The following is a 26,153-nucleotide window of genomic DNA, read 5'->3' on the forward strand; positions in this document are numbered from 1 at the left end:
TCCAAAATGATTATTTTGAGCCCTGCTGGCTTCCGTACACTTCGAAATCCCGTACGGATAACTTAGCGCCTCTTGGTATTGCGTACATTCGGACATATCTGGCCTTCGTATCCGCAAACGCAATGTCGTCCACATCGCCGTCGCCGGTTTTGGTGTTGTATACGTCCTTCCATTTCGCCCCGTCGTTTGAAATCTGAATTTGATACGCTTTTCCGTAGGCGGTTCCCCAGTTCAATACAACGCGGTTTATGCTGCTTGGCGCACCAAGATCAACCTTCAGCCATTGCGGGCTTTTGGCAGCCGAAATCCAGAACGTCTCGGAGCTGCCGTCATTAGCCAGCTTTGCCGGCTGATTCTTTTCATTTGAAGCGGCGGCAATCGGCTTGTCTTTAGCCAAATCCGTTACCGGAGGCGTCAGCCCAAGATCAGGATTGGCAAGATCGAGCTTATACATCATCTGATTGTAGTTGTAGCGCGGTGTTGGCTCGTGGTCCGTAAACGAATTGGTGTAAGTCGCTTCGAGGTAGATATAACGGCCTCCGGCTTTATCGAAAAACTCATCATGAGCCGGGTTATAGAAGGTGTAGTTGTTATGCGTAATGATTTTTTTGGCCGTTGTCCATGGCCCTTGCGGCGCAGGCGCCTCCGCATACCACATCTCGCCGAGTCCAGATGACGTTCCGCCCATTTGCTGGCCAAAAAGAACATACTTCTGGCGGTAGTCATTCCATTCAACGGAGCTGCCGGCAATCGTGACGCCGGCGCCGGTATCCACGTCCTTCAGCTGGTAATAACGGGCATCCGTATCCTTTATTACTCCTAGATTAATAAGCTCTTTCTCCTCATCCTGCTTCAGCGGCGGCGTATTTTGCTTCCAGCTCCAGACAAGCTTGCCCGAAGCGTCCCGTTCAAGCTGCGTATTGACCCCGTTGTACGTTGTCCCCGGCTCCAGAGGCGTAAAGGCTTCGTATTTCGTGTAGTCCTTAATCGCTTCATAGGTCGCCGGTACGCGAAGATTCGGCATCCGGTGCTCGGTAAATACCCAGTATCCTTTTCCGTTTTCCTTGTAGTAGCTGGCTTGGCCTCCCGGATGTCGCCAGTCATTCTTGTCCGGGAATTGGACCAGCTGCTCGAATTGCTCCGTCTGATCATTAAATTGAAGAATGCCGAAGGCCGACAGATCCGGATTATGCGTGCTGTAGCCAGCCAGCAGACGCTCCTGTCCGCTTGAATCCTTTGCGGTCATCAGTCCAAATACCCACGCGATATTCGCGCCGTCAGGCAGCGTCGGCACCAGACTTTTAACGAAGCCGTCGTCCTGCTTGAAGTAGCTAAGATCAACGCCTACATCCGGATCTAGTCCGCCTTGTCCCGGAAGCTTCGAGGTTGCGCCCGTTACCCGGAAGTTCCCGAGCGGATAAGCTACGCGGTCCGTGTCTCCCCAGAACCAGTACAATTTATTCTTATATTTAATCGTCTGGACGGAATCCTGTCCCATTACTTTCCCGTTCAAGAGCGGTTCATTAATCGGCGGCGTCTTGCCAAGCAATAAGCTGTCCCGGTAAATGCCCTCGCCCGTCATACGGTACAGCCGCTCTGCGATATTTACTCTGTCCATCGTCAGCGTAACGCTTCCTCCCGGCGTTACTTCAACGGCCTGCCCATAATAACCGAACATATCCTGGGGAACTTTGTAACCATCGCTGGACAAATGGAAAAACACGGTTTCGTTCATAAGGCCAACCTCTTTAAAAGCGACGTAACCGGCACTGTCCGTATAGAAGGTCATATTGTTGGTAGTCCTCAGTTCAACGGCCGGAATTCCCCGTCCGGTCTTCGAGTCGACGACCCGGATCCCAAAAGGCTGCTGGCTTTGGATTCGACTAGTTCCACTGTTATTTGCGGCGTTATCCGCCAACATCGTCCCAGGGAATAAAGCTAGGCTAAGCAGGATTGAGGCTGCTATTCCGGTCGTTCTACGCAGCTTTGCATGCATACATGATCATCCTCCCATTGATTTGACTTCCTTGCGCAGCATCATTATGGCGACTGCAAACTACGACATCGCATCACCTCCCGAAAAAAAAAGAAGCAGCATGCTGAACGCAGACTGCTCCTATACGATCTAAGATGAAATCAAGTAAGTTTAAAGGCCGTTCTTTCGGAAAAATTCAAGACTGATCTCAGCGCTCCTCAGAGAAGAGGAAGGGAAAACTTCCTGTTCCACGAAGATGTACTGAACTCCGGCTTCCTCGGCAATCGGCAATACGCTCTTCAAATCAACGGAGCCTTTGCCTATCTCGGTATCCGTATGCCCCTCCACGAAATCCTTGAAGTGAACGAGCGGTACGCGTCCGCTGTACTTTTGCACGTAATCAACGGGCTTGTAACCAGCCACATGAACCCAGCCGAGGTCAAATTCCGCTACGAGATACTGCGCCGGAACAAGCTCCAGCAGATGATCCATAACCGGTTTGTTATTGACTAATTGAAACTCGAAAGCGTGATTATGGTAGCCAAAGGTCATTCCCGCCTCGGTTACTTTTCTTCCCGCTTCTTCAAGAATGCCCGCCAGCTTCTGGACATCTTCCCATTCGGGATTCTCGGGCAGTGGAGCCCACGGCGCAACCATGTATTGCAGGCCGAGTTCCTGCGCGTATTCGATCTGCTTATCGAGCTCCGCGGAACGGACAGCGGCATCCTCGGAAAAATTCAATCCGATATGAGCCGAAGGCGCCTGCAAATCAAGCTCGGCAAGAAGCGCTTTGACCTCTTTTACCGGCGTGTCAAAAAATCCCGCAAACTCTACCGCTTTATAGCCTAGCTGCGCAGCTTTGCGGATGGTCCCAAGAAAATCCCGCTCCGTTAAATCACGCAACGTATATAATTGAAGCCCTACAACCGGTTTAGCCACAATCGATCACTCCATTCCTTGCTAAATAGCATTCCTTACTTCGTCGCGCGTTGCGCGGCATCGTTGTAAATTTGAAGCACTTTATCGATATCGCCCATTTTCTTCAGTTTGTCGATGAATTTGGACCAATCGTCAAATTTGTTCTTGCCGGAAACAAATTTCGCTTGTTCTTCCGTAACAAAGGTTTTAACCGGGTTCATGATTTCGGAAATCTTCTGGCTTTCGTCTTGCGTAAACTGAATGCTTGGCTCGCTGTACGACGATGGCACATAGTCGTTCTGAGGCATTGGCAGACTTCTTAAGTACGGCGATTTCTCAATCGGAACCTCTTCGTATTTGCCGTCGAAGTAGGTGTAATCCGTGGCGGCAAAGTCTACGAATGCTTTGGAATCGTTAACCATTTGCAGGCCGGGGTTATAGTTCTTGCTCGCCCGGATACCGTATTTATCGCCAACCAGCCATGGATCCGGCGCATTTTTAAATTCATCCGTAAAGGTCTGTACGCCGTCCGCCCCAACCGTATACGTTGTTCCTTCGATTCCCCAGGTAATCAAGTTCATCATTTTGTCCGTATATTGATAATCAATGAATTTGATCAGATCTTCCGCCACTTTTGTTTTGGCGTTAATACAGAACTGAGCCCAGCCCAAATCAGGCGTATTACCGTTTGCTACCTCCTGCCAAGCTGTCCCGTAATCCGGGTTATTCGGGTAGAGAGTAACGGCGAATACTTTCCCGTCATTAAGCGTTCTCGTATATTCGGCCGGAGTCGTGAACCATTGCGTCAGCCAAATGAAGTTATCGCCGTTCAAAGCTTTTCGTTTAAGCGTATCGTCCGTATCGATGGTATACTCCGGATCCAGCAGCTTCTCGGCATACAGCTTGTTCGCGAACTGGAGCGCGTCTTTGTATCCGTCTTCTTGGACGCCATAAACATATTTACTGCCGTTCCAATAGATATCATCCTTCACATGGTCCGCGGCGAACAAGGAACGCAAGCTGTTCCATCTTGTCGCAATCGGATATTTATCCGGGTACAGCTCCTTCAGCTTCTTGGCAGCCTGATACACGTCATCCCAGGTCTCGGGAATCTTGATATTGTTTTGCTGGAAAATATCGTAACGGTACGAGGACGTATTCTGGATCAGCATGCCTTTATCGGCGGGGAACCTTGGCGTTGACGTTTCTTTAAAGGTATACATCTTGCCTTCGGCGTTGGTTACCCGGGTCAAACCGTTCTTGACCTTGCTCAAATAGTTCATATAGTTAGGCATCAGGTCTTTATATTGGCTCAGCTCCAGGATCTGGCCTTGCTCCGCCATTTCGGTTGTGTCATAGAACAATGGAGTAACGAAGAAATCCGGTAAATCATTGCTCGCAATCATTAATTTCAGCTTCTCGTCATACTCGGAAGAAGGAATGTAATTGAAATCAATGTTGACCTTTCTGCCCATGTAGGCTTCCATTTCCTTCTGCCATTCTTTCCCCATCATGCTATTCTCGTTGTCAACGCCATTGGATGGCAGCGCTACCGAGAAACTCAACGGCTTGCTATCCGTTTTGCCCATCCCCGTATTCGTGCCTGAAGTCTCGTTTGGCGCATTGTTTGCATTGTTGTTATTTGTACAGCCTGTTACTGCCAGTGCCAACGCGGAAGCCAAAAGCAAAGACATCGTTTTTGTCTTTCTTTTCATAGAAACCCCTCCTGATAAATAATTGGTTTACAGCATGTCATAAGGCTTACGGATTGCTTGCCGACCCTTCACCTCCCAAACAGGATTCCGGCTTTTCCTGCACGGTTTCTCGTCGCTTTCTACCCTTTAATCGAGCCTACCAGTATCCCTTTCGTGAAATGCTTTTGGAAGAAAGGATAGATGCACATAATCGGGAACATCGTGATTATGATAACGCTCATTCGGACAGCCTGCGGGTCAAGCGAGTCTCCCGACTGATTAATGGCGACGTTGCCGGCACCGACCCTTCCCGCAATCGCATTGGTATCCAGGGTAAACAGATAGTTTCTCAACACCATCTGGAGCGGATATTTATCCTGATCCTGCAGATAGACCAATGCCTCAAACCAGCTGTTCCAGCTCCCGACCAGTCCAAATAGTGCAAAGGTTGCCAGCAGCGCCTTGGATAACGGCAGAACAATCTTGAACAAGACGATAAGATCGTTGGCACCGTCCATTAAGGCAGACTCTTTCAACTCCGCCGGTATATTATGGAAGAAGGTTCGAAACAGAAAGACGTTATAGGCTCCGATAGCCCCCGGAAGAATCATGACCCACACCGTATCCAGCATGTGCATGCTGCGCATCAGCAAATAGGTAGGAATCAAGCCTCCGCCGAAAAACATCGTAATCATCAGAAAGATGGTAAGAAACTTCTTCCCGACAAAGCCCTGAACGGTAAGGGGATAGGCCATCAAGGAGGTAAACAGCAGCATAAGCCCCGTAGATCCTACCGCGTAAAGAATAGAGTTGAGATATCCCTTGAAGATAAAAGGATCTTTAAATACGGTCGTATAAGCTTCGACATTGAAGCCCTTCGGCCAGACGGATACGCTTCCCGACGAAATATAACGGGCACTGCTCACGGAAGTCGCGATAATGTTCAGAATCGGATACAGGATAGCGACCATAATCAAAAGCATGATAAAGATATTGACCGCATCAAACGTTCTGGAACCCAAGCTCATCTTTTTCATTGCTTACCCTCTCCTAGAACAAACTTGTATCTGACACCTTGCGGCTGATCCAGTTGGTCAGATACAGAATAACGAAGGATATGACGGACATGAATAAGCCGATTGCCGTTGTATACTCGTATTGCGCCCCCAATATCCCTTGTCGGTACACGTAGGATCCGATGACGTCCGCTACGCTGTAGGTTTCAGGCGAATAGAGCAATATAATCTTCTGGAAGTCCGATCCGAGTATTCCGCCAACGGCGAATATAAGCAATATAACGGTTGTGGATCTTAATGACGGCCAAGTAATATGTACGATTTTTTTCCACCGGTTGGCTCCGTCCACTTCCGCTACGTCATACAGGGTAGGATCTATGCCGCTTAATGCAGCCAGATAGATGATGGTTCCAAAACCCACCCCCTGCCAGATCCCCGACGAGATAAAGATGGTTCTGAAATAACCCGGCTCCAAGAGAAACATCACAGGCGATCCGCCGAAGAAGGAAATAATATCGTTAAAGAGTCCGTCTCTAGCCGCAAACTCCTTAATCATGCCCGCGACAATAACAACCGAGATGAAGTGGGGGAAATACGAAACGGTTTGCGCGATCTTTTTGAACCTTTTGTTCCGCAGCTCGTTAAACAGCAACGCGAGAATGATAGGTGCCGGAAAAGACCAGAACAACGTGTATAGGCCCAGCAGCAATGTATTTTTCAAAACCCTGAACGCAAGCGGATCATGGAAGAACGTATTGAAGTATTTAAATCCCACCCATGGACTGTCCATAATTCCTTTGACCACGCTGTACTTTTTGAAAGCAATCAGAATGCCGTACATCGGAAAGTAGTTAAAGATAAGAACCGTTAGAAATCCCGGCAAAACCATCAAGTACAAATAACGATGTCTATTAATCCGCGACCACAAGCTTTTATTGGTTGTTTCCAAAAAAACACCCCTTCAACAGCCATTTTCAATTTAGTATACCAACTAATGCCTGCCGCTCTCTAACAACTGGAAAAGGCAGGTAAACATACTGATTGGAAGCGCATTCATTTTTGAACCTATTCAAGAACGCTTCCTGTCCCATCTTCACGGGATAGCGACTAATCGCATATCTTTCCTAGAAAGGAGCATTGCCACAAAGGAAACGAAATCATAGGGAACGGCTTACCTCCCCCCTTCAATCTTGTTATACTATGTTAAAATTAACACATACTTTTTTGGACGTCAATACAGTTTTTCTCCTACATTTTTCTAATTTTTTAGGGGAACTTAGTATAAGTTAGTATGCAAACCTCCTCAAATAGGCTTAAAGCCCAATTTACAGAACGAATCGGACTCTCAACCTTCGTTGGTTCTGCTCACGGCAGCCGGACTGCCGAATTGACGGAACCGGTGGGGCGTCATACGATGCTTCCTCTTAAACAATTCATAGAAATAGCTGACATTCTCAAGACCGGTCTCCAAACTAATGTCCAAAATGTCCATATCCGTATTGAGCAGCAAATTTTCCGCGTAAGACAACCTCAAATCGTTAATAAAACGTGTAGGCGAAATCCTCAGCTGCTGCTTGAACACTCTGCATAAATAAGCATGGGATTTGCCCGACAATTGGAGCAACGCGGAGGTCCCCCTCGTAAAATGCTCCTTTTTCCTCATCTCCTGGCAAAGCGCAAGGAACCAGTCCGGCTGGCCGTACGGTTCATCCTTCTCCGCCGTAATCCGAATATAACGGAAAAAAAGATCCGTCAGCAGCGCTCTCACTTCCGCTTTGACCACAAGCTTCTGGCTCAGCGGCGTTAAGTTAATTTGATCAAGCCGGTAACGCACGTATTCCTTTTCGGTCTTGGACAGCAATAGCGTTGGGGGCAATTCCGGCTCAAACAGCTTCCCGCTCGGAAACCCCGCCCCCAGAAAGGCAAACAGTTCGTCAATAACCTCTTTATAGAACGAGAGATTAATGAACTGGCAATCCCCTTCGCTTGTTTGCTCATAGCTATGAACATCCCGGTCACGGATAAAGACAAGCGTATTCTCCCGCAGCAGCTGCCGGGTGCCGTTAACCTTATGCACAACGCTTCCCTGCAGGATAAGAAACAGCTCAAAGAAATCATGCGTATGCAGGCCGATCGTATCGTGCACGGATGCGATCATCCGGTAATGCGCCTGGATATCCGGGTCGATCCCGTCGGCCGCAAGAAGCTTTAGCATGGCGGTCAGCCCCTTTCCTGTTCTTTTGCATCCAATAAAAAGCAAGGTCAAAGTACCATAATCCATACGAAGTATAGGCAAGATTTATAGTCTCTCATCCTTTACGATTAGGCTGTCAGCAACCATTGAGAGGAGAATTAGAGACATGAATTTACTTGAACAGCGCCGCCGATTCGAAGACAACAAACGGATTTACGAGAGTGCTAAGCTTACCTTCTTGGGTATTGACGGCTTCGACGTGTATAACCCCTCCATTCCGTTTGAATGGAAGGGCAAGCGCTTTATCTACGGGCGCGTTGAAAAACGGCAGGAATGGGCGCGTTCCTGGGTCAGACTGTTCGAACAGACCGGTTCGGATGAATGGACGCTTGTACCGGATACCATGATCTATCAGCTGGAGGACCCTTATATCAGTATCGTTAATGAGCAGCTTGTCCTGGGCGGAACTCATGTCCGTTACAACCAGGGGCGGCTGAATACCTTTTACGGTTATTTTTACAAAGGGACGGATGTTCACGATCTTCTCTACTTCACCACGGGGCCCGACTATATGAAGGATATCCGCCTCGTACAGCTCCCGGATTGCAGAATTGGCGTATTTTCCAGACCGCGCAGCGAAGACGTACGTCAAAAATACGGAAGCGAATCCCTGATCGGCTTTACGATAATCAATAGCCTCGATGAGTTGTCATCCGCGGTTATAGAGAATGCGCCCCATATCCCCGGACTATTCCAAAAGGATGAATGGGGAGGCTGCAACCAAGCCTATCTGCTGGAGAGCGGCAGGATCGGAGTTATCGGGCATATTTGCTATAAAGCCGTCAATAGCCTCGATCAGGAGATTTGGACGTATATGAATATGGCTTTTGCGCTCGATCCGCATACCAATCAGTTTACCGATCTGAAAATTATCGGCACCCGCCCTTGCTACCCGGAAGGTCCTTCCAAGAAGCCTAATCTGACCGATTGCGCCTTCACGGCAGGCATAGAAATGCGACCAGACGGCAAGGTCAATCTATTCAGCGGAATCGGCGATACGGAGTCCGGACGTATTGTCATCGATTACCCGTTTGAACGCGAAGGCGCGATAGTAAACTTCCGAATCAGATAAGCAACAACTAAAGGCGCCTTGGGGAGTTCTCCCCGAGGCGCCATATTTGTCAGCCCTTCATCCGTTCCCATTCAAAGCTAAGTTCTTGAAGCAAGGCCCGCGCAATAATCATATGGCCAGGCAAGCCCGGATGCACCCGGTCGGAAGCGATGGCCGTAGGATGCACGTATTCGAACTGCGGGGCAAACGCCGCTTGGATATCAATGAAGCCGGCGCCCGTTCTCTCTGCCACTCTTCTTGCAGCCTTGCCGTATTCATCCATCCGTTTGCGCATCCGGTCCTCCGGATTAGGCTCCAGATAGAAAGGCGTCATGATAACGAGCCCCCGTACCTCCGGCTGCGCAGACTTCACCAATTCCTCCAACGTCTGCTCGTATTCCTCCAGCAGCACATGCGATTCGGGAATATTGGGCTGATCGAAATACCGCCATACGTCATTGATGCCGATCATAACCGTCAGCCAGTCCGGCTTCAGATCAAGTACGTCCGTTTGCCATCTGGCCTTCAAATCCCTTACGGTATTGCCGCCGATGCCCATATTGGTTACGCGGATCGACAACTCCGGATAAGCGGTCTGCAGCAAGGCATCCACAAGCGCGACATACCCTTTGCCGACGCCTTGGAATAAACCTTCCCCATGGGGGAATTTACGCTCGCAATCGGTAATCGAGTCACCGATAATTACCAGTCTTTGCCCTTGCTCAAGCTTCATGAATACACTACCTCCCTTAATTTTGCGCAAGACGGATGGTCTTGACTTCAAATGGCCGGAAATGCAGGTTAACACGCTCATTGGCAACCGGCAGCTCCGTTAAGTCAGCTTCCAGCATATTAGTCTCAAACGCGGCGGAATAAGACAGACCGGCGCGGATACCGCAAGACACGGAGGAACCCGTACTCTCGTACAGACGTACGATCCAATCCCCAGACCCGTCTTCGGCCAGCTTGACCGTCTCCGCCAGAATACCGGGCTGGTCAACCTGCAAGAGGGATTGCTGGTCCAAGCGGCCCGCACCGCTTAAGGCGCTGACCGGGTAATTAAGCTCGTAAGCTTCCTGGATCACTCGGCTGTCCCTAAAGGTTCCTTCCCAGAACAAGAAAGCATATGTAAATTCATGCGTTCCTTGATCGGAGGTTTCGTCCGGATAAGACGGCGAGCGAAGAAGCGTCATGCTTAACGTATTCCCCTTGACGGCTATTCCGTATTTGCAGTCGTTCAGCAGCGCAAACCCACGCCCCGTCTCGGCGAGCGCCGTCCATTTATGCTGACTTACTTCGAACCGGTCCGCATCGTGCGGTCTGGAGGCGTGATTAGGTCTGCGTACGTAACCGAACTGGATTTCCTGCATCGACTCATTGGCATGCAGCCGGACCGGAAAATCAACGCGCAGCATTTTGTTCTTCTCCCGCCATTCAACCGTTGTTCGGAATTCAACCCTACGGCTGCCCGCTTCCATTCGAATATCCTGCACAACCGTCGATTGGTTAAGCTTCCGCCGGACGCGAACGTTGGCGAAAAGCGGGCCGCTAGCGGTAACCGTTATCTCCGCTTGCCCCTCCAGTTCAACCCTGGAAGCCCGGTATCGGCGGTCGATCTCCCACGCGTCAAAGGCGGACGGCTGGTCGCGGTACATCGCAAGCACATTGCAGGAATCGGCTGCCCATTCAACGCCCGTCTGCTTATCAACGATACTGGTGATTTCTCCCGTGCCGTTTATGGTTATCGCCATGAATTCATTTTCCAGGCGCGAAGTTGTTGCAGACACAGCCGAGTGAGAATCCGCAGTCCCTGATTGGCTTTCTGCGATGGCGGCATAAGCCGCCCATCCCAAGGATGGAGTCTCAAGCCGGGCATAGCCAACCCCGCCATGCCATTGCACGGGTACCGGCTGACCGGAATGGTCCGCAACCGCAGCAACCCCAACAGGTAACGCAACCAACTCGTTACGATTCCAGGACAGAGGATTAAATACGGTAACCCCTTCCTGCTCAGACTTTACAAGCATAGCTTTAGCATCATCGGCCATTTCGTAAATCGTCTCATGAAGCTTAGCCAACTCCGCTTGCGCTTCTTCGTGGACCCGGTGAATAGAGGTTCCCGGCAAAATGTCATGGAAGTGATGCAGCAGGAGCTGCTTCCACAAGCCATCCATCTTCTCATAGGGATACGCCTTCATCTGGAACAGCTGTGCGGCAGCGGCCCAAAGCTCGTATTCGCGGAATCCGATCTCCGTCTTCCGGTTCAACCTCTTCAGCTTCGCCTGCGTCGTATAGGTTCCGCGATGCGCCGGATAATACAGCTCGCCTACATATCTAGCATCCGGAATCCCTCTTGCTCGCTGATCCTCGAAATAATCGATCGGCGAGCTTTGTCTCGTCCGCGGAACGCCTTCCAGATTCTCGAGCCTGCGCAGAAACTCCAGATCATCCCGGTTCGCTCCGCCTCCGCCGTCTCCATGCCCGTACTGGACAAGCCGGGTTGCAATGCCGTCCTTTTGCACGCGGTCGTTCCACTGCCCAATCAGGAATGACGGATTCACCCGGATTGGGAAATCGCCATAATCCAGAAGATGCGTCAGAATCTCCGATCCGTCGATTCCTTCCCATATAAACGTGTTGTACGGGAACGGATCAACGGCATTCTCATAGGTCTGGAACATTTTGACGGAAGCAAAATAATGAATCCCGCAGCCTTTCATAATCTGCGGCATATTGCCGGAATAACCAAATACATCGGGCAGCCACAGCATCTCGTTGTCCTTGCCGAATTCCTCCATGAAGTAACGCTTGCCATGAAGAAACTGGCGGATCAGGCTCTCGCCGCCTGCCAGATTCGTATCCGATTCGACCCACATGCCGCCTTCCGGAATAATTCGCCCTTCCGCCACTCTCTGCTTGATGCGGGAGTAGAGCTCCGGATAAAGCTCCTTAACGATCCGGAATAAATACGGCTGGCTTTGGATGTACGTATATTCCGGATATTCGTCCATAAGCGCAAGCTGATTGGACATCGTGCGCGCAATTTTCCGCCTCGTCTCCTCAATAGGCCACAGCCAGGCAATATCAAGATGGGACTGGCCCATCAAATACAGCAGCGGAGAAGTAGATCCGTTCACGCAGGCAAGGAGCGGCTCCATCATTTTGCGGCAGCCGTTAACATTCTCTATAAGTTCCTTGCCCTGAAGCCCAAAATCAAAGGCGGCAATAACATCCGTTAAACAACGGTTAATTTCGGCAGCCCGCAGGGAGTTCGCATCCGTAAATTGAAGGACCTGCCACAAGCATTCCAGGTCGATGAAGAATTGATAGACTTCCTCTTCGAACTGGCACAAATACGATTCGCCGAATACCGGCTGATGACCGGAGTGGCCGGCATAAGCTTCGGCGGCAAGCTCGAAACGCTCGCCTTCACGCGCAAGACGGGTTAAGGTCACATCATAATGCTGCAAATCGAGCGCTCCGCTTACAATCCCGTTCACGTAAAGCGTCGCCTCCGAACCAAAGTCCGCGAGCACGACCAGCCGCTTGCCTTCCGTCCCAACAGGCGCAACAAAGCTGCTGCGAAGCCAGGCATACTTCCAGCTGCTTCCCCAGCGATCCCCGGCACTTATTGGCTCAAAGGAGTGTGAATCGATATCGGAATACGAAAGACGTTCTCCGGTAACAAAGTACGCAAATTCAACGATTGATAATTTCTTATAAATAAAGTCCCGCTTAACCCTCAGCAGCTTCTCAATCTGATACTGAATTTCTTTTCTCGTATTCAATTCCAGTTTCACATCCTATGGTTTCGTCTTTGTTGTAACGAATATCGGAGATCCGAAGCGTAGCTAGACCATGACGCGGCAATGTCATTCCGACTTCGCAACCGCCATTAGGCAATCGGCTGTGCTGCACCATTTCCTTGTGCTTGCCGTCAAGCTCAACAGCCGAAATACCGCTCGATTCCGCATTGATAACAAGCGAGAAGGCAGAGTCTACCGTTCCCGAATTGTACAGTCTGACAAGCAAGTCTCCTCCGTCGCGCTGCAAGGAGCTGATTTCAATAGAAGGCTCCGACACATGCAGCAAGGACAGCGATTTCGGCTTTGACCAGCGTATATGCATCGGTTGCAGCGGCTGCGTCCAACGTTCGGACTCATGCGCAATTCCGGCACGGTCCCACCGGTCCTCATGGGGCAGGATCGCATACCGCATCTCCCGCACATCCTGAAGCGGACGTTTCCCCCACCAGAAACCGCCTTCCGCGCCCCAGCCCAGCGTTAACGCGAGCGGGTCAAGGTCGCCATGCGAATAATCCGTCGTATGATCGGAGAATATAGCCAGTCCGCAATTGCTCTGCTCATCGTAAACATCTACCCAGTTCAGGATGATATTGTGCTTAATCTCATCCCAACGTTCATACCGCGTATCCGAATGACGGCTTTCGGTTACGTCAAAGGCGGAATTCTTATACAGCTTCCCCTTGCCAATAGCAATCGGAAAACGCGCCTGCAGCTTATAACGGGTATTATGATGGGACTTTCGCCGTTCCGTGCTTCGGTTCTCCGGCGCCATTTCCCACGGGTCGCCTATCCAAGTATCTTTCTCATAGCGGAAACGTATATGAAAATCAATCCTGCGCTGGCCTTTTGCAGCCGATAAAGTCATAACAAAGCCGGTACCCGCAAATTGGCCGTTCATCTCGATGGCGACACGAAGCGGACCATTTTCTATGACTTTCAAAATTACCGGCGACTCCATGCTGCTGGCCCAACAGGCTTCTGCGATCAGATAACCGGTTAACTCATTAAACGGTTGGTCAGGAGATACCAGGGACCGGTTCTTCGTGAGGTCGTATAGCTCCGTAACAACTCCGCCGCGCTTGATATCGATTCTAATTCGGTACAAATCGGTCGTCAGGATCGAGTAATCGTCGCAGATTTGAACAGATACAGGGTTTTCTTTCGGTGTGCCGGCAGTATCCGCGTCTTCTCGCTTCACATGCTCAAGCCTATAATCCCGGTAACCCATGGCAGGCGTCTCCGCTTCAAATATCAGCTTGCCGGCAAAAATACCGCCATCCTCCTCGGATACCCTCGTCGGAACCAGCTGGCTGGGAATAACCGAACCATCGGCATCCAAGACTCGAATCAGATGGGTTCCTCCGGTTCCCGGAACCTCGATTTCGGTTAATTCTTTGCGGGCAATGCCCGAAGCATTAAATACACGGACTCCATACGCTTGAGGCTTGATTCCGTCTTGCGGTTCCGGAACCATGCTGTTCATCGCCTGGAAGCGGATATCGCCAGCAATCTCCTCCGCCAGCCAGCTTTGCGTTCCGGCCTGCCATGCCCACTTCTCCCTTCCGGTTCTTGTTGTGGCGCAGATCCAGGCATCATGATGCTGGGACAGCAGGAGCTGATCCCAAGCCTCACGCAGCTTCTCCTTTGGGTAAACTAGACTGCCCGTCACGCTGGAGATGGAAGCCAGCTTCTCCGCCAATACAACGGCTTGCTCCGCAGCCCGAACCTCCCGCGACATTCGCTGAAGCGTCCCTTCTCCCCATGGCAGTGTACAGCGGATATCCTCCTGGGTGAAATACCACGCTTCCGTCGGTTGGACTGCAATCTCCTCTATGTATTCGCGCCATGTTGTATATTGAATGTAATTCTCGTTCAGCCACGGCCGGGCGGTCCAGCCCAGATCTTGAAGGAAGCTGCCTGCCGGGTGCGCGATTCCGTATGCCCGACACTTCTCCACGAACTCCGGCTTCATGTAACCCGCTTCCGACTCCCAGCAATTCAGAAGCTCCTCGCATTCGTATCTTGGCACGCAAGGGATGGACGTTCCGTCCGGGCCAACCCAGAGCACCGTTTCGCGATTGACGCCCGACGCATAACCGCCCCAGCCCGTTCCCGGATTCTTAAGCACGGTGCGCTTATAGCCAAGCGAACGGAGAATTTGAGGGTAGCTGCTGCTCCAGCAAGGCTCTTGAGAGGCATAGGTATCAACGGCAATCCCCGGAAAATGCTCCTGTATCACTTCTCTGCCGCGTATTAACTGGCGGATATTGCTTTCTCCGCCAATGACCCAGCCGTAAGGCTGGGCATAGCTGCCCGCCACCATTTCAACGCGCCCGGCATGGCTTTGCAGATACTCTTTTATTGCGTCATAAGAACGGGGATCCGTCCGGCGCAGAGCTTCCCAGGAAATCGGCTCGGTATCCAGGGAAAGCTTCCAATTCGGATCCTGCTCCAGCCGGCGGATCACATCCGCCCATGACCCTAATGGCATATGGCCTTTGATTCCGCCATGATAGCCGTCTACGAAATAAGCCTTTTTGGCTTGATCCATTTGATCACCTGTCCACAGATTACAGTTTACGGGCCGCAACACCTTCGAAGCTGATTTTCACGGGACGAATCGTATTATCTTCATTAAAGGTAAGCTTATCGATACACACCACCCGGTGGTTCGCGGCCGTTTCGGTCAACGGGCGTCTGTGATAGACGATATAATACTCGTCCGTATCCGGGATTTGAAGATATCCGTGATGCCCTGCCCCGGTTGCCACTTCCGGATCCTGCTGCAAGATAGTATCAATTCTCTCGAATGGACCCAGCGGCGATTCCGCAAGCGCATAAGCTACCCGATAATGAGGACCGCCCCATCCGCCTTCCGCCCACATGAAGACATACTGGCCGTTCCGCTTGATCATACACGGTCCTTCCACATAATCCTTTGGCGTCACTTCGCGGTAGACGGTCCCGTCCTCGAAGGGAAGCAGGCTAATCATATCCTCGCCGAGACGGACCACATTGCAATGTCCCCAGCCTCCGTAGTAGAGGTACACCTGGCCGTCTTCATCCCGAAAAACATGCGGATCAATTGGCTGCGCGCCATGGTGGAAACGGTCAATGAGAGGTTTTCCTATTGCATCGCGGAATGGCCCCTCCGGACGGTCCGCAACTCCGACGCCAATGCCTCCAAGCTCCTCATTGCTTTGAATATCGTTAGCAGAGAAATAGATATAATATTTTCCGTCGCTCTCGATTGGCGAAGGCGCCCACACCGCTTTATCCGCCCACTTGAAGTCTTCCTTGTCTAGAACCCGTTCCACCTTGGTCCAGTTCACCAGATCGTCGGAATGGAAGGCATCCAGATACAGCTGTTCCTCGTATTTCGCCGAATAAGTCGGATAAATCCAATACCGTCCCTCAAAAATTCTTGCTTCCGGATCGGCATACCAGCCAGGAAATACGGGATTGCCGGATGTAAGTTTATTATTCATGAATTGTTCCTCCTAGTAGTCATCAATGTAGTAGGTAAGTATACGAAGAAGCGAGATACACAGTAGAAGTGTCCTGTATTCCCACACTTCCTGTCGTCAAATTATAGTACTTTCATTTAAAATTCTACTGGTTAAGCGCTTACACAAGCAAAATAATAGCTTCTTTATCCTAACCTCCTTACGAATCTTGTCGTTATCTTCTATAACTTATTATGCTAAGAACGACAAGTTCACACACTATCTTTGAACCTATAGTAATACGAACCCCTAAATTTTTCAAACCTTTTTTGTGTAAATAGGAGCATCTTCCTACTCGTCAAATCAAATTCTGGCTAGTGTGTTCGCCATTTTTTTCTTTCGGTGAAAAGTTAGTATACCAATTCAACCTAAGTTAAGTTATAATTAAAGAAATGTTGTTATGAGGTGACTCAATAATGAGTGAAAAAGAGCCCGGACTACCTAAGTATCAACTTGTTAAGGATTACGTGCTGGCACAGATCGAGAATCAGGAAATTTCCAAGGATGACCGCATCCCAAGCGAATCGGAATTTTCCAAAATGTTAAATGTAAGCTCCATAACGGTCCGAAAGGCGCTTTCCGAGCTAGTGAACGAAGGAGTTATTTACCGCGTTCGGGGAAAAGGAAGCTTTGTGGCCGCCGGCCAGACCGCCGTAGCCGAAAAAGCCTCCAATCTAGTTGCTTTTGTTATCTCGGGCGTTGAAATGTACGACAGCTCCTATATGCAGATTATGAAGGGTATTCAGTCCTTCCTCGGCAAGCATGACTGCAAATTGATTATCGAGTTCGTGGAAAATGACTTCGAACAGGAACGCGAGCTTATTTTACGGTTAATCCAATCCGATATTAGAGGACTTCTTATTTACTCCTCGGATCCGGTTGGGGCGAAAAGCTATCTGAATGACATTCGGAAGAAATCGATTCCATTCGTTATGCTGGACCGCTCGCCGGCTGGTTATCCGGTTAATGTCGTAACTTGCAACAATCACGACGGCGCCTATGAAGCCGTTGAATATTTAATCCGGAATGGTCATAAGCAGATCGGATTTGCCGCTTACGATTTCCATCTCAGTCCGGAAGTAGACCGGTACAACGGCTATAACAATGCAATGACTAATGCTTCCCTGCCCGTGAACAAGAAGCTTCTCTATCTGGAAAAGGAATTGGACTATGATATGCTTGCCAGGCAAATTCAAGAGGGAGAGATTACGGCCCTCTTTTGCACGAATGACAAACGCGCCCTCGAAGTACTCGAGCAGTTGACCAGCCGGGGAATCCGGATTCCGGATCAGATTTCGCTTATGGGCTTTGACGATTTCGAAAGCTCCAAATTCGCCAAGGTTGCTCTGAGTACGGTGAAGCAATATTTTGATGTCCTTGGTTACGAAAGCGCTAAGCTGCTGCTAGAAATCAGCGAAGGAAATTCTTATGGAAACAAAAAAGTCATGCTGCCTACCAGTCTAATCATCCGGGATACCGTTAGACCGGTTTAATTCAAGCAAAAAGACTGCTCGCCGATGCGGGAGCAGTCTTTTTTATTGCCCGTCAAACAAGCGTAACCAGGTTTAAAATGAAGACGATCGGTAAATGCTGATCGAATACCCTTCCCCCGCACTACATTATATAGGAGTTGCACGTATGGACTTAAGCAATAATCCGCTCGTTAAAAAGGCTTATGCAAGCCCAAAATTAAGACAATACCTCTTAAATAAAGGCACGATGTTCCTTTATTGCGATTACGCAGGCTTCGCCTCGCATAACGCTTACGGCGCTGCTTGTTGTACCGTCTTTAACCGGACGATCCGTTTATCCGCCAAGAAGCTGCCGATTACCAAGGATTACGGTTCGAACCATGGCGAAGTATTGGCGATTATTTTCAGCCTGGATACCCTGACTGCCGCTTATGCAGAGCTGGAGCATCCGCCTAAAATCGTCGTCGTATACACCGACTGTATCCGCATCTCCCATTTGCTTGCACCGCAAACCCGCCCGCAAACCCGAAACGCATCCGCAAGAAACGAGCTGTCAGCCGCCCTAGCCAGCTTTAATCGCAAGTTCCCGGACATCAATCTTCAGATCAAATACATTAGCAAGCATAAGAAAAACAACTACCTGCATCGGCTGGCCCACAACGCCGCGCGAGAGGCGGCGCTGTCGTTTATTTTGTCGTAGAGCCGAAATCCGTTACTTGCAGGTCGATATCCAAGTTGATTTTCGAAGCGCTAAACGTATCATCCCAATTGGACTTGACCTCTTTCCATAATCCCGGCTTCTGAATCCTCACAGATTGGCAGAACTTGGCTACGTCTACCTTATAACGGGTCTGCATGGCGCTCAGCAGATGTTCGATCATGCTCGTCAGCTTGCTCTCGAACAACTTCTCTATCTCTTTCTGGTAGGACCTTAAGGCAGGATTCCCCTCCACATCCCAATCCTCGCTGATTCTGCCTTTGGTTTCAACACGGACTTGGAAGGTAAACTGATTGTCTTGATCCGTCTCTACCCGGATGCGGGTTTTCATGGCTTTCATCTCGTAAGTGATGGGATTACCTTGCTCGTCGTAGGTTTTGATCGTTCCGCTATCCCCTTGATTGGTCAGCCAGTCGATGCATTCCACGTCTTCCTGCGTCAAATTCCCGATCCAGCGTCCGGTGTCCCCTTTTATAATACCGGCTCCCGAAAATTCGATATGTTTTTTGGCCTGAATAATATTTTGGAGGATGAAGCTTTGTTTGGAATGCATCATGGCATCCAGATCCGTCAGCAGAACAGCGTCCATTATTTTGCTTGTCCGGAACTGATTTTCCACAACATCGTTAATGAAGAAGGAAGGAACCTCATCGGGCGTCTTTAAGGTTAAAGCATCCAGCGCCTTGCCCGAGCTTATAAATATTTTTACGCTGGGCCGAATATCGTTATCCCGAAGCATAAAGTTGGTCACCTGCTTGATGTTCCTTTCTTGCAGCAGCTGCGAGGATATTACGATAATTTTCAAGTGATGGCCAATAATCGGCTTATTCAACCGCAAGGAGAACTGGCGGAAAATCTCGAGAACGGAATCGCCCGTTCCCGTAATATTCGTATAGGGCGAAGTCTTGCCCCTCACTTCATCTTTAGACCCTGCTTTCAGCGGGACAATTTGAACGGTTGCCGTTATTTTGTTCTGCTTGGAATAGCTCCCGCCCTCTTGTTCAAATGCCTTTTCTTCCGGGTTCTCCTTGCCAGAATCTAACGCCATGCCCGCATAAACCGCGAGGTCCTCAATCTCATTGCTGCTCCAGCAGCCGGATTGCGTGAACAGGACGGCAGCGGCAAGCACCAGTCCCGGTAACTTAAGACTTCTCATGTTGAGGACCGCCTTTAGATCTTATAAGAGCAATTAGCGTAAGACTGACGGGAAACAAAATAAACAATAAGATGCTAAAGTATCCGATATCGTCTCCAAGCATGAACACCTCATTAATGTTCTTCGGAACCATGGCCGCCAGAAAGATAAAGGGTATAAGCGCGAATATAACCGACTTGTAAGGAAGATTAAACAATTGCGATACCCCTAGGGAAGAATTATAAAAGAAGCTGCTGTAGTTGCAGAACATCTGCATCAGCCAAATGACCATCAGCGGGAACTCGAATCGTTCGAACAGAAATCCCGTAATCTCGAAGCTCCGGATCAGATCTATCGTTGGCCATGTACTGGTCACCGCCGAATCGATAGACAATCCTCCGATGACCATGATAATGGTAATAAAGTAAAGCCCGGCGGGAATGGAGATGCCGATCAACATAGCCTTTAGAGCCTGCTTCGGATTATCCAATTTGGCCACAAGCGTCATTACGACCTCGCATCCCGAATAGACCAGAACGGTCGATTTCAACCCTTGAATGACCGGAAAGATCCCATTACCCAGAACCGGTCTCAGATTGTCGAGATGAAACAGTCTTAAACTCAGCAAATACGAGACAATCAAGATAAACAAGCTGATGGGAAAGACAATCTGACCAACCCGCGCTATCGCATTAATGCCTCCGCGAACCAAATAAGCGCCCACCCAAATAAACGGAATCGTAATCGCCCATATCGGCGTCCCCTCCAGTAGGTAGAACATCGTTACCTCCGACATCGCGCGGATTTCGAAGCCTGCAATTGCAATGTAATACAGGACTAATAACAGGCACCATAAAATGCCCGGATAACGGCCAATCACGATTTGCGTGTATTGATAGACGGTCTTGCCCGGGAAGCGCAGGCTTAATTTGACCATCAGCACGACAACAAGCATTACGATCAGACCTCCCAAAAGCACGGAGATCCAGCTATCCGGTGTTTTCACCGTCTCGCTTACGCTTCTTGGCAGAGTCAGGATACCCGCTCCCAACATTGTATTATTTAAAACCAAAGCCGCCTGCGAGGATGTGATTTTATCGTCCTGGGCAAGAAATGATTGTGAAGCAGACATCGTTTTCCCTCGATTCTATCTGCGTTTGTTTTGCATCGTTTTCATGAGCTTTGGTCTTCTCTTCATCATGAAGATCGGCACGCGCACAAAGAAATCCTTCCAGTCACTCCAGCGGAATGGCGTTAGCGGAGTAAGATAAGGAACGCCAAAGCTTTTTAATTTGGATAGGTGGCAGCAGATCAGCAAGAAGAACAAGATGGTTCCGAACATGCCCAAAATCGAGGCAAACAGCATAGCCGCGAACCGGAGAAGCCGAAGCGTAATCCCGGCGCTGTACATCGGAATCGAAAAGGATGAAATTGCCGTGACCGCAACGACGATAACGAGAAAAGGGCTTACGATTCCCGCTTGGACGGCTGCCTCTCCAATAACAAGACCACCAACGATGCCCATTGCGGGTCCAATCGGCTTGGGCAGCCGAATTCCCGCTTCTCTCAATATTTCGATGGCAATTTCCAGAATCATAACCTCGATCAACGCCGGAAACGGAACGCCCTGCCGCGTCTCAATAATCGTCAAAGCAAGCTCCGTAGGGATTAAACCCGGATGAAACGAAATAAAAGAAATATACAAGGATGGCGCCATTAGGGCGATAAAGGCAGCCAAAAAGCGGAGCATACGCAATAAAGAACTGGGCAGCCAGCGTTCGAAATAGTCCTCCGGAGATTGCAGGAGCATGCTGAAGGTGACCGGCACAATAAGCGCAAACGGCGTTCCATCCAGCAAAATCGCGATTCTTCCTTCGAGAAGCGCCGCAATTACCCGGTCGGGACGCTCCGTGTTTTGAGTTTGCTGAAAAGGGCTTAAATAATTATCCTCGATCAATTGTTCGATATAACCGGACTCAGCCGCATAATCGAGCTTTATTTTCTCAATGCGGCCGATAACCTCCCGGAGTAAATCCGGGTTAACGATTTGATCCAAATAAAGGATAGCCAGCTCCTTCTGAATGGTATGGCCAACCATAAAGCTCCGGACTTGCAGGTTTTCCGTGACTCCCTGCTTTCTCAGCATAGCGGTATTTACGTTTATATCTTCCGTAAAGCCAATGCGTGATCCGCGCAGCAGTGATTCGGATACCGGCTCCGATATATCGCGGGCAGGTCCGCTTGGCGGATTGATCAGCAAACCTTCATCGCGGCCGTCAATCATTAGAGCCAAATAGCCAAATAAAATAGCTTTCGTAAGCTCCTCCATCGAAGAGATCCTGTGAGCCGCATTCGTAGGCAAACGTTCAATGATCGGGAGAGACAGCTCCGTATCCCGCAGCATCTGCATAATCTGCATTTTTAGCACTTGATCCTCCTGCATGCCCTTTACAAAAATGAGAGCAGCACGGACCTTGGCATCTCCCATGGTCAGTTCGCGGATGACGACATCGCTGTTTACCCCAATCGTGTTCCTGATTTTATCCAGATTGGCATCGTAATCTGCGGTAATGGGATGAATAATCGGCTCGTCCGAAGAAGCATCAACGCTGCTAGCCCCGCCCGAGGAGACCAGCTTGTCATTCGCTAAAGAGGCCAGCGCTTTATAGATCCGGTATATCAATAGGGGAACGACAAGAGTAATTAGTGCCTGGAAAAACACGCTCCATCCCGGAATATGGGATTTAATAGAAGATAACATCCATAATCATTCCTTTGATTACTCTAACTCATTCATTAGAAGGATGCAGACTGAGGGCAATGGCAATGTAAGAATAATATTCCTAATTTGGCTTTAAATATACAAGGACCGAGCTGCGCTAGACCTTATACACGATCAGCACAAAAAAAAAGACAACTCCCTTCTGTAACCAGAAGAAAGTCGTCTTGGAATAATATGCTTCTTTATTTGGTTTGGCCGTAATAGGCATTAGCCCCGTGCTTCCGGAGAAAATGCTTGTCAAGCAAAGCCTGATCCATCGGCTGAATGTCGGGATTAAGATTATAAGTATGAAGGGCCATCTTCGCCACTTCTTCCACCACTACCGCATTATGAACGGCTTCGTGCGGGTCTTTGCCCCAGTTAAATGGCGCATGGCTGTTCACAAGAACGCTTGGAATCATCATTGGATCTTTATCCTTGAACGTCTCGACAATCACGTTGCCTGTCTCGAGCTCATAAGCGCTTTCGATCTCCTCGCGTGTCATTGCGCGGGTAACCGGAATCTCGCCGTAGAAGTAATCCGCATGGGTGGTTCCCAGCGCAGGAATCCCCTTGCCGGCTTGCGCCCAGCTTGTAGCCCACGGAGAATGCGTATGCACGATTCCGCCAATCTGCGGAAATGCTTTATATAAGACGAGATGGGTTGGAGTATCCGAGGATGGTTTAAGCTCGCCCTCTACCTTCTTCCCCTCAAGATCAACTACAACGAGATCCTCTAGCTTCAGCTTATCGTAAGGCACGCCGCTAGGCTTAATGACCACAAGGCCGCTCTCCCGATCGATACCGCTCACATTCCCCCAGGTGAATGTAACAAGACCATACTTAGGCAAATCTAAGTTGGCTTCCAATACCTCTTGCTTTAACCGCTCCAGCATGATGCTCATCCTTTCGTCGAACTTCATTTTCATTGTCATTATACACTTGTACGTACATGTTTTCTACATTTATTTTGCCATGACCCACGACTTGTCATTACATCTTGCGGGTCGATTCCCTAATAATCAAGCTTGGCTTGTATGTTTTAGATTCCGGAATCAAAGCCCCGCTGCTTTCAATTAGCTCGAACAGCATCCTTGCGGCGTCCTCTCCCATTTCCGCCTTTGGGTGAACCAGCGTTGTCAGTTTCACTTCGGAGGCCGTCGCAAGCGGCGAATCGTCAAACCCGACGATAGATATATCCTGCGGTACGGATAGGCCGGCTTGACGGATAACCTCTAGCAGCTGCAAGGCTAACTCGTCGTTGTAGCAGACAAATGCCGTTGGCCGTTCCTCTTCGGGAAGCTCCAGCAGCCTCGCTGCTTCCGCAATCGGCTTCTTCGCTTTCTCCTCCGTCCGGTAAGCCACAACAAACTCAGGCTGAAGCAGACAACCTTCCTGCTGATGCGCGCGCATGAAGCCTTTCAGGCGCAGTACACCCTGCTGGTCATCCGTCTTGAAAAATCCGACGATCCGGCGATGTCCCAGCTCGAGCAAATGCTGAGCGGCCGTACTGCCGCCTTCCTCATCGTCAATAATCAGGGAAGGACAGCTGATTTCCGGGTACCTGGCGTTTATCATGACATAAGGAATTCGCCGGTTGTTAAGCGCGAGAAAATAAGCGAGATTCGGGTTCCCTTCCGCGCTTTTGGTCGGTTCGATAATCAGACCGCTAAGCGGCTGGCTCGTTAACATCGACAGGCTTTCCCGTTCCCTGCCCTTATCGTTATCCGTGCTGGAGAGCAGCAGCCGGTAGCCTTTGGCGCGAATCGCCGCTTCCGTTCCCCGGACAATATGCGGGAAGATATAATCCGAAATATACGTCGTTATAAGGCCTATCGTTTGGGTTTCCACACGGCTCTCGCTATCCCGCGCCTCCGCTACGAAGGTACCCTTTCCTTGCAGGCGGTACAGCCTGCCTTCCTTCTCAAGCTCCCCAAGCGTTTGACGGACCGTTTGCCGGCTTAGCCCGAACTGTTCGGATATTTCGTTCTCCGACGGCATCTGCTCATTGGGCTGCAGCTTTCCCGTATCCAGCCATACCAATATTTCTTTCTTGAGCTGAATGTATTTCGGCATTGATTTTTCTTTCATGAACTTGCCCCTTTACTAGCTTGTCTGTACGATTCTGCGATATGAGTATAGATTAACAAATCAGAGCCAGGAAATACTACTCCCGGCTCCAATCGTTCCTTCTATCTGCATGCTCCAGATAACAACTTATTTCAAGTATTCAACCGCGGCCCTTTCAATGGAAAGTCCCGACTTATACCGTTTCATAAAGACTTCAAAGCCTTCTGCATCCTTGGGATCAGGGGAAACCTGCGAGCCGGCTTTGCCTGCGAATACTTTCTCGTTCAAGAAGTTTTCCAGCGTTTCGTTCTCAGCTTTGTTCATCATATAGGAAGCAAGCAGGGCAATCCCCCATGCTCCGCCTTCACCGGCGGTCTCCATGACGGAGACAGGAACGTTCAGAGCGCCCGCCATGATTTTCTGCCCTACGCCTTCGGTCTTGAATAAGCCGCCATGACCAAGGATCTGGTCCAGCTTCACTTCCTCTTGCTTAAGAAGAATATCCATGCCAATCTTAAGCGCTCCAAGTGCCGTAAACAGATGAACGCGCATGAAATTCGGCAGGGTGAAGCTGCTCTCCGAGGATCGCACAAACAATGGACGGCCTTCTTCGAAATGCGTCATATGCTCGCCCGAGAGGTAACCATAAGCGAGCAGGCCGCCTCCATCCGGATCGCCTTGCAGGGCTAGGTTGTATAAAGTACCGTACAGCTTGTTTGCGTCAACATTCAGGCCCATTACCTTGGCAAATTCGTCAAACAAGCCAACCCATGCATTCAGATCGGACGAGCAGTTATTGGAGTGAGCCATTGCAACCAGATTGCCGGTAGGCGTCGTAACGAGGTCGATTTCATCATAAGCCTTGGACAACTCCTTCTCCAGAACAACCATCGCAAATACCGAGGTTCCCGCGGACACGTTGCCCGTGCGCTTCGCGATACTGTTAGTTGCAACCATGCCGGTTCCGGCGTCACCTTCGGCTGGGCAGAGCGGAATTCCCGCCCGCAGCTCTCCTGTAACGTCCAGAAGCTTCGCGCCTTCTTCAGTCAGCACCCCTGCATGCTCGCCCGCAACCAATACTTGAGGCAATATGTCCTCGAGCTTCCAAGGAAGCTCTTTTGCCGCAATCCGCTCATTAAACTGATTGATCATAACCTCGCTAAAGCTTCCCGCATGGATATCAATCGGGAATACGCCGGATGCTTCACCTACGCCAAGATTCTTCTGACCGGTCAATTTCCAGTGAATGTACCCCGCCAGAGTCGTCAGGAAATGAATATCCGAGATATGCGCTTCCTGATTCAAAATTGCTTGATACAGATGAGCGATACTCCAGCGCTGAGGAATATGGAAATTAAACAATTCGCTCAGCTCAGCCGATGCCTGCTCAGTTATATTATTTCTCCATGTACGGAAAGGAACAAGCTGATTGCCAGCTTGATCAAATACCATATAGCCATGCATCATTCCGCTAAACCCAATGGCGCCGATGGTTTGCAAAGCAACGCCATACCGCTCTTTCACATCGCCCGCCATCTTCTGATAGCTGTCTTGAATGCCTTTCCAAATATCCTCCAAGCTGTATGTCCAAATATTATTGAGGTAGCTGTTCTCCCAGTCATGACTGCCCGATGCAATTGGCGTATTATCTTCACCGATGAGAACTGCTTTAATCCGGGTAGAACCCAGCTCGATTCCAAGTACTGTTTTGCCGTTCTTAATAGCCTCTCTCACATCAAGACTCATGTTTGTTCCTCCGTTATGATTAATGAATTTG

At 49.8% G+C, this 26,153-nt stretch carries 19 protein-coding genes; 3 read left to right on the forward strand and 16 right to left on the reverse strand.

Going from position 1 to position 26,153, the window contains the following annotated elements; all coding sequences use genetic code 11:
* Positions 1 to 10: 10 nt before the first annotated feature.
* From PJDR2_RS21110 to PJDR2_RS21135, 6 genes are all read right to left on the reverse strand, one after another.
* The gene (locus tag PJDR2_RS21110; protein WP_015845758.1) at positions 11 to 1,996 is read right to left on the reverse strand and encodes a discoidin domain-containing protein; all 1,986 of its coding nucleotides are present in this window, start codon (positions 1,994 to 1,996) and stop codon (positions 11 to 13) included.
* A 150-nt stretch (positions 1,997 to 2,146) separates the two neighbouring features.
* Positions 2,147 to 2,914 carry a sugar phosphate isomerase/epimerase family protein gene (locus tag PJDR2_RS21115; protein WP_015845759.1) on the reverse strand — a complete coding sequence of 256 codons (768 nt, stop codon included), beginning with the start codon at positions 2,912 to 2,914 and terminating at the stop codon, positions 2,147 to 2,149.
* Positions 2,915 to 2,949: 35 nt separating this feature from the next.
* Positions 2,950 to 4,608, reverse strand: coding sequence for an extracellular solute-binding protein (locus tag PJDR2_RS21120; RefSeq protein ID WP_015845760.1), 1,659 nt, complete (start codon positions 4,606 to 4,608; stop codon positions 2,950 to 2,952).
* Positions 4,609 to 4,727: 119 nt separating this feature from the next.
* Positions 4,728 to 5,624 carry a carbohydrate ABC transporter permease gene (locus PJDR2_RS21125; RefSeq protein ID WP_015845761.1) on the reverse strand — a complete coding sequence of 299 codons (897 nt, stop codon included), beginning with the start codon at positions 5,622 to 5,624 and terminating at the stop codon, positions 4,728 to 4,730.
* Between the two features lie 13 nt (positions 5,625 to 5,637).
* The gene (locus tag PJDR2_RS21130; RefSeq protein ID WP_015845762.1) at positions 5,638 to 6,552 is read right to left on the reverse strand and encodes an ABC transporter permease; all 915 of its coding nucleotides are present in this window, start codon (positions 6,550 to 6,552) and stop codon (positions 5,638 to 5,640) included.
* A gap of 396 nt (positions 6,553 to 6,948) precedes the next feature.
* Positions 6,949 to 7,818, reverse strand: coding sequence for a helix-turn-helix domain-containing protein (locus PJDR2_RS21135; protein ID WP_015845763.1), 870 nt, complete (start codon positions 7,816 to 7,818; stop codon positions 6,949 to 6,951).
* 145 nt (positions 7,819 to 7,963) lie between these two features.
* Here PJDR2_RS21135 and PJDR2_RS21140 point away from each other — a divergent pair, with 145 nt between their 5' ends.
* Positions 7,964 to 8,929 (forward strand): MTP-1 family protein, encoded by a 966-nt coding sequence (locus tag PJDR2_RS21140; RefSeq protein WP_015845764.1) that lies wholly within the window; start codon positions 7,964 to 7,966, stop codon positions 8,927 to 8,929.
* A gap of 49 nt (positions 8,930 to 8,978) precedes the next feature.
* On the opposite strand, the gene PJDR2_RS21145 is transcribed toward PJDR2_RS21140, so the two are convergent.
* The 4 genes from PJDR2_RS21145 to PJDR2_RS21160 are packed head-to-tail and all read right to left on the reverse strand — an operon-like array spanning position 8,979 to position 16,202.
* Positions 8,979 to 9,641, reverse strand: coding sequence for an SGNH/GDSL hydrolase family protein (locus tag PJDR2_RS21145; RefSeq protein ID WP_015845765.1), 663 nt, complete (start codon positions 9,639 to 9,641; stop codon positions 8,979 to 8,981).
* Between the two features lie 16 nt (positions 9,642 to 9,657).
* Entirely contained in the window at positions 9,658 to 12,696 is a 3,039-nt protein-coding gene (locus PJDR2_RS21150) for an alpha-mannosidase (protein ID WP_015845766.1), read from the reverse strand.
* Positions 12,662 to 15,265, reverse strand: coding sequence for a glycoside hydrolase family 38 C-terminal domain-containing protein (locus tag PJDR2_RS32020; protein ID WP_015845767.1), 2,604 nt, complete (start codon positions 15,263 to 15,265; stop codon positions 12,662 to 12,664). Before PJDR2_RS32020 ends, PJDR2_RS21150 begins: the two co-directional genes overlap by 35 nt.
* A 19-nt stretch (positions 15,266 to 15,284) precedes the next feature.
* Positions 15,285 to 16,202, reverse strand: coding sequence for a glycoside hydrolase family 43 protein (locus PJDR2_RS21160; RefSeq protein WP_015845768.1), 918 nt, complete (start codon positions 16,200 to 16,202; stop codon positions 15,285 to 15,287).
* A 434-nt stretch (positions 16,203 to 16,636) separates the two neighbouring features.
* Here PJDR2_RS21160 and PJDR2_RS21165 point away from each other — a divergent pair, with 434 nt between their 5' ends.
* Together PJDR2_RS21165 and PJDR2_RS21170 are read left to right on the forward strand one after the other, a co-directional pair.
* A complete protein-coding gene (locus PJDR2_RS21165; RefSeq protein ID WP_015845769.1) occupies positions 16,637 to 17,713 on the forward strand; it encodes a GntR family transcriptional regulator in 1,077 nt (358 codons plus the stop codon).
* A 145-nt stretch (positions 17,714 to 17,858) separates the two neighbouring features.
* Positions 17,859 to 18,392, forward strand: a complete 534-nt coding sequence (locus tag PJDR2_RS21170; RefSeq protein WP_015845770.1) for a hypothetical protein — start codon at positions 17,859 to 17,861, stop codon at positions 18,390 to 18,392.
* Here the strand turns inward: PJDR2_RS21170 and PJDR2_RS21175 are convergent.
* The 6 genes from PJDR2_RS21175 to PJDR2_RS21200 all read right to left on the reverse strand — a co-directional run bounded on the left by PJDR2_RS21175 (position 18,379) and on the right by PJDR2_RS21200 (position 26,122).
* Positions 18,379 to 19,566, reverse strand: coding sequence for a Ger(x)C family spore germination protein (locus PJDR2_RS21175; RefSeq protein WP_015845771.1), 1,188 nt, complete (start codon positions 19,564 to 19,566; stop codon positions 18,379 to 18,381). The two genes, PJDR2_RS21170 and PJDR2_RS21175, sit on opposite strands and share 14 nt — an antisense overlap.
* Positions 19,553 to 20,677, reverse strand: coding sequence for a GerAB/ArcD/ProY family transporter (locus tag PJDR2_RS21180; RefSeq protein ID WP_015845772.1), 1,125 nt, complete (start codon positions 20,675 to 20,677; stop codon positions 19,553 to 19,555). The genes PJDR2_RS21175 and PJDR2_RS21180 overlap by 14 nt, the downstream gene beginning before the upstream one ends.
* Positions 20,678 to 20,692: 15 nt before the next feature.
* The gene (locus PJDR2_RS21185; protein ID WP_015845773.1) at positions 20,693 to 22,306 is read right to left on the reverse strand and encodes a spore germination protein; all 1,614 of its coding nucleotides are present in this window, start codon (positions 22,304 to 22,306) and stop codon (positions 20,693 to 20,695) included.
* Positions 22,307 to 22,509: 203 nt separating this feature from the next.
* Complete coding sequence (araD, locus tag PJDR2_RS21190) at positions 22,510 to 23,202, reverse strand: L-ribulose-5-phosphate 4-epimerase (protein WP_015845774.1); 693 nt, start codon at positions 23,200 to 23,202, stop codon at positions 22,510 to 22,512.
* Between the two features lie 97 nt (positions 23,203 to 23,299).
* Complete coding sequence (locus PJDR2_RS21195) at positions 23,300 to 24,397, reverse strand: GntR family transcriptional regulator (RefSeq protein WP_015845775.1); 1,098 nt, start codon at positions 24,395 to 24,397, stop codon at positions 23,300 to 23,302.
* Positions 24,398 to 24,523: 126 nt separating this feature from the next.
* Complete coding sequence (locus PJDR2_RS21200; protein WP_015845776.1) at positions 24,524 to 26,122, reverse strand: xylulokinase; 1,599 nt, start codon at positions 26,120 to 26,122, stop codon at positions 24,524 to 24,526.
* Positions 26,123 to 26,153: the final 31 nt, after the last annotated feature.

It is taken from the genome of Paenibacillus sp. JDR-2 (assembly GCF_000023585.1).
Classification (GTDB): domain Bacteria; phylum Bacillota; class Bacilli; order Paenibacillales; family Paenibacillaceae; genus Pristimantibacillus.

What these genes read in the sequence shown, in the direction of transcription:
- PJDR2_RS21110 (WP_015845758.1), bottom strand. Translation starts at nt 1,996, where the DNA reads ATGCATGCAAAGCTGCGTAGAACGACCGGAATAGCAGCCTCAATCCTG.
- PJDR2_RS21120 (WP_015845760.1), bottom strand. Translation starts at nt 4,608, where the DNA reads ATGAAAAGAAAGACAAAAACGATGTCTTTGCTTTTGGCTTCCGCGTTG.
- PJDR2_RS21125 (WP_015845761.1), bottom strand. Translation starts at nt 5,624, where the DNA reads ATGAAAAAGATGAGCTTGGGTTCCAGAACGTTTGATGCGGTCAATATC.
- PJDR2_RS21135 (WP_015845763.1), bottom strand. Translation starts at nt 7,818, where the DNA reads ATGCTAAAGCTTCTTGCGGCCGACGGGATCGACCCGGATATCCAGGCG.
- PJDR2_RS21140 (WP_015845764.1), top strand. Translation starts at nt 7,964, where the DNA reads ATGAATTTACTTGAACAGCGCCGCCGATTCGAAGACAACAAACGGATT.
- PJDR2_RS21145 (WP_015845765.1), bottom strand. Translation starts at nt 9,641, where the DNA reads ATGAAGCTTGAGCAAGGGCAAAGACTGGTAATTATCGGTGACTCGATT.
- PJDR2_RS32020 (WP_015845767.1), bottom strand. Translation starts at nt 15,265, where the DNA reads ATGGATCAAGCCAAAAAGGCTTATTTCGTAGACGGCTATCATGGCGGA.
- PJDR2_RS21160 (WP_015845768.1), bottom strand. Translation starts at nt 16,202, where the DNA reads ATGAATAATAAACTTACATCCGGCAATCCCGTATTTCCTGGCTGGTAT.
- PJDR2_RS21165 (WP_015845769.1), top strand. Translation starts at nt 16,637, where the DNA reads ATGAGTGAAAAAGAGCCCGGACTACCTAAGTATCAACTTGTTAAGGAT.
- PJDR2_RS21170 (WP_015845770.1), top strand. Translation starts at nt 17,859, where the DNA reads ATGGACTTAAGCAATAATCCGCTCGTTAAAAAGGCTTATGCAAGCCCA.
- PJDR2_RS21175 (WP_015845771.1), bottom strand. Translation starts at nt 19,566, where the DNA reads ATGAGAAGTCTTAAGTTACCGGGACTGGTGCTTGCCGCTGCCGTCCTG.
- PJDR2_RS21180 (WP_015845772.1), bottom strand. Translation starts at nt 20,677, where the DNA reads ATGTCTGCTTCACAATCATTTCTTGCCCAGGACGATAAAATCACATCC.
- PJDR2_RS21185 (WP_015845773.1), bottom strand. Translation starts at nt 22,306, where the DNA reads ATGTTATCTTCTATTAAATCCCATATTCCGGGATGGAGCGTGTTTTTC.
- araD (WP_015845774.1), bottom strand. Translation starts at nt 23,202, where the DNA reads ATGCTGGAGCGGTTAAAGCAAGAGGTATTGGAAGCCAACTTAGATTTG.
- PJDR2_RS21195 (WP_015845775.1), bottom strand. Translation starts at nt 24,397, where the DNA reads ATGAAAGAAAAATCAATGCCGAAATACATTCAGCTCAAGAAAGAAATA.
- PJDR2_RS21200 (WP_015845776.1), bottom strand. Translation starts at nt 26,122, where the DNA reads ATGAGTCTTGATGTGAGAGAGGCTATTAAGAACGGCAAAACAGTACTT.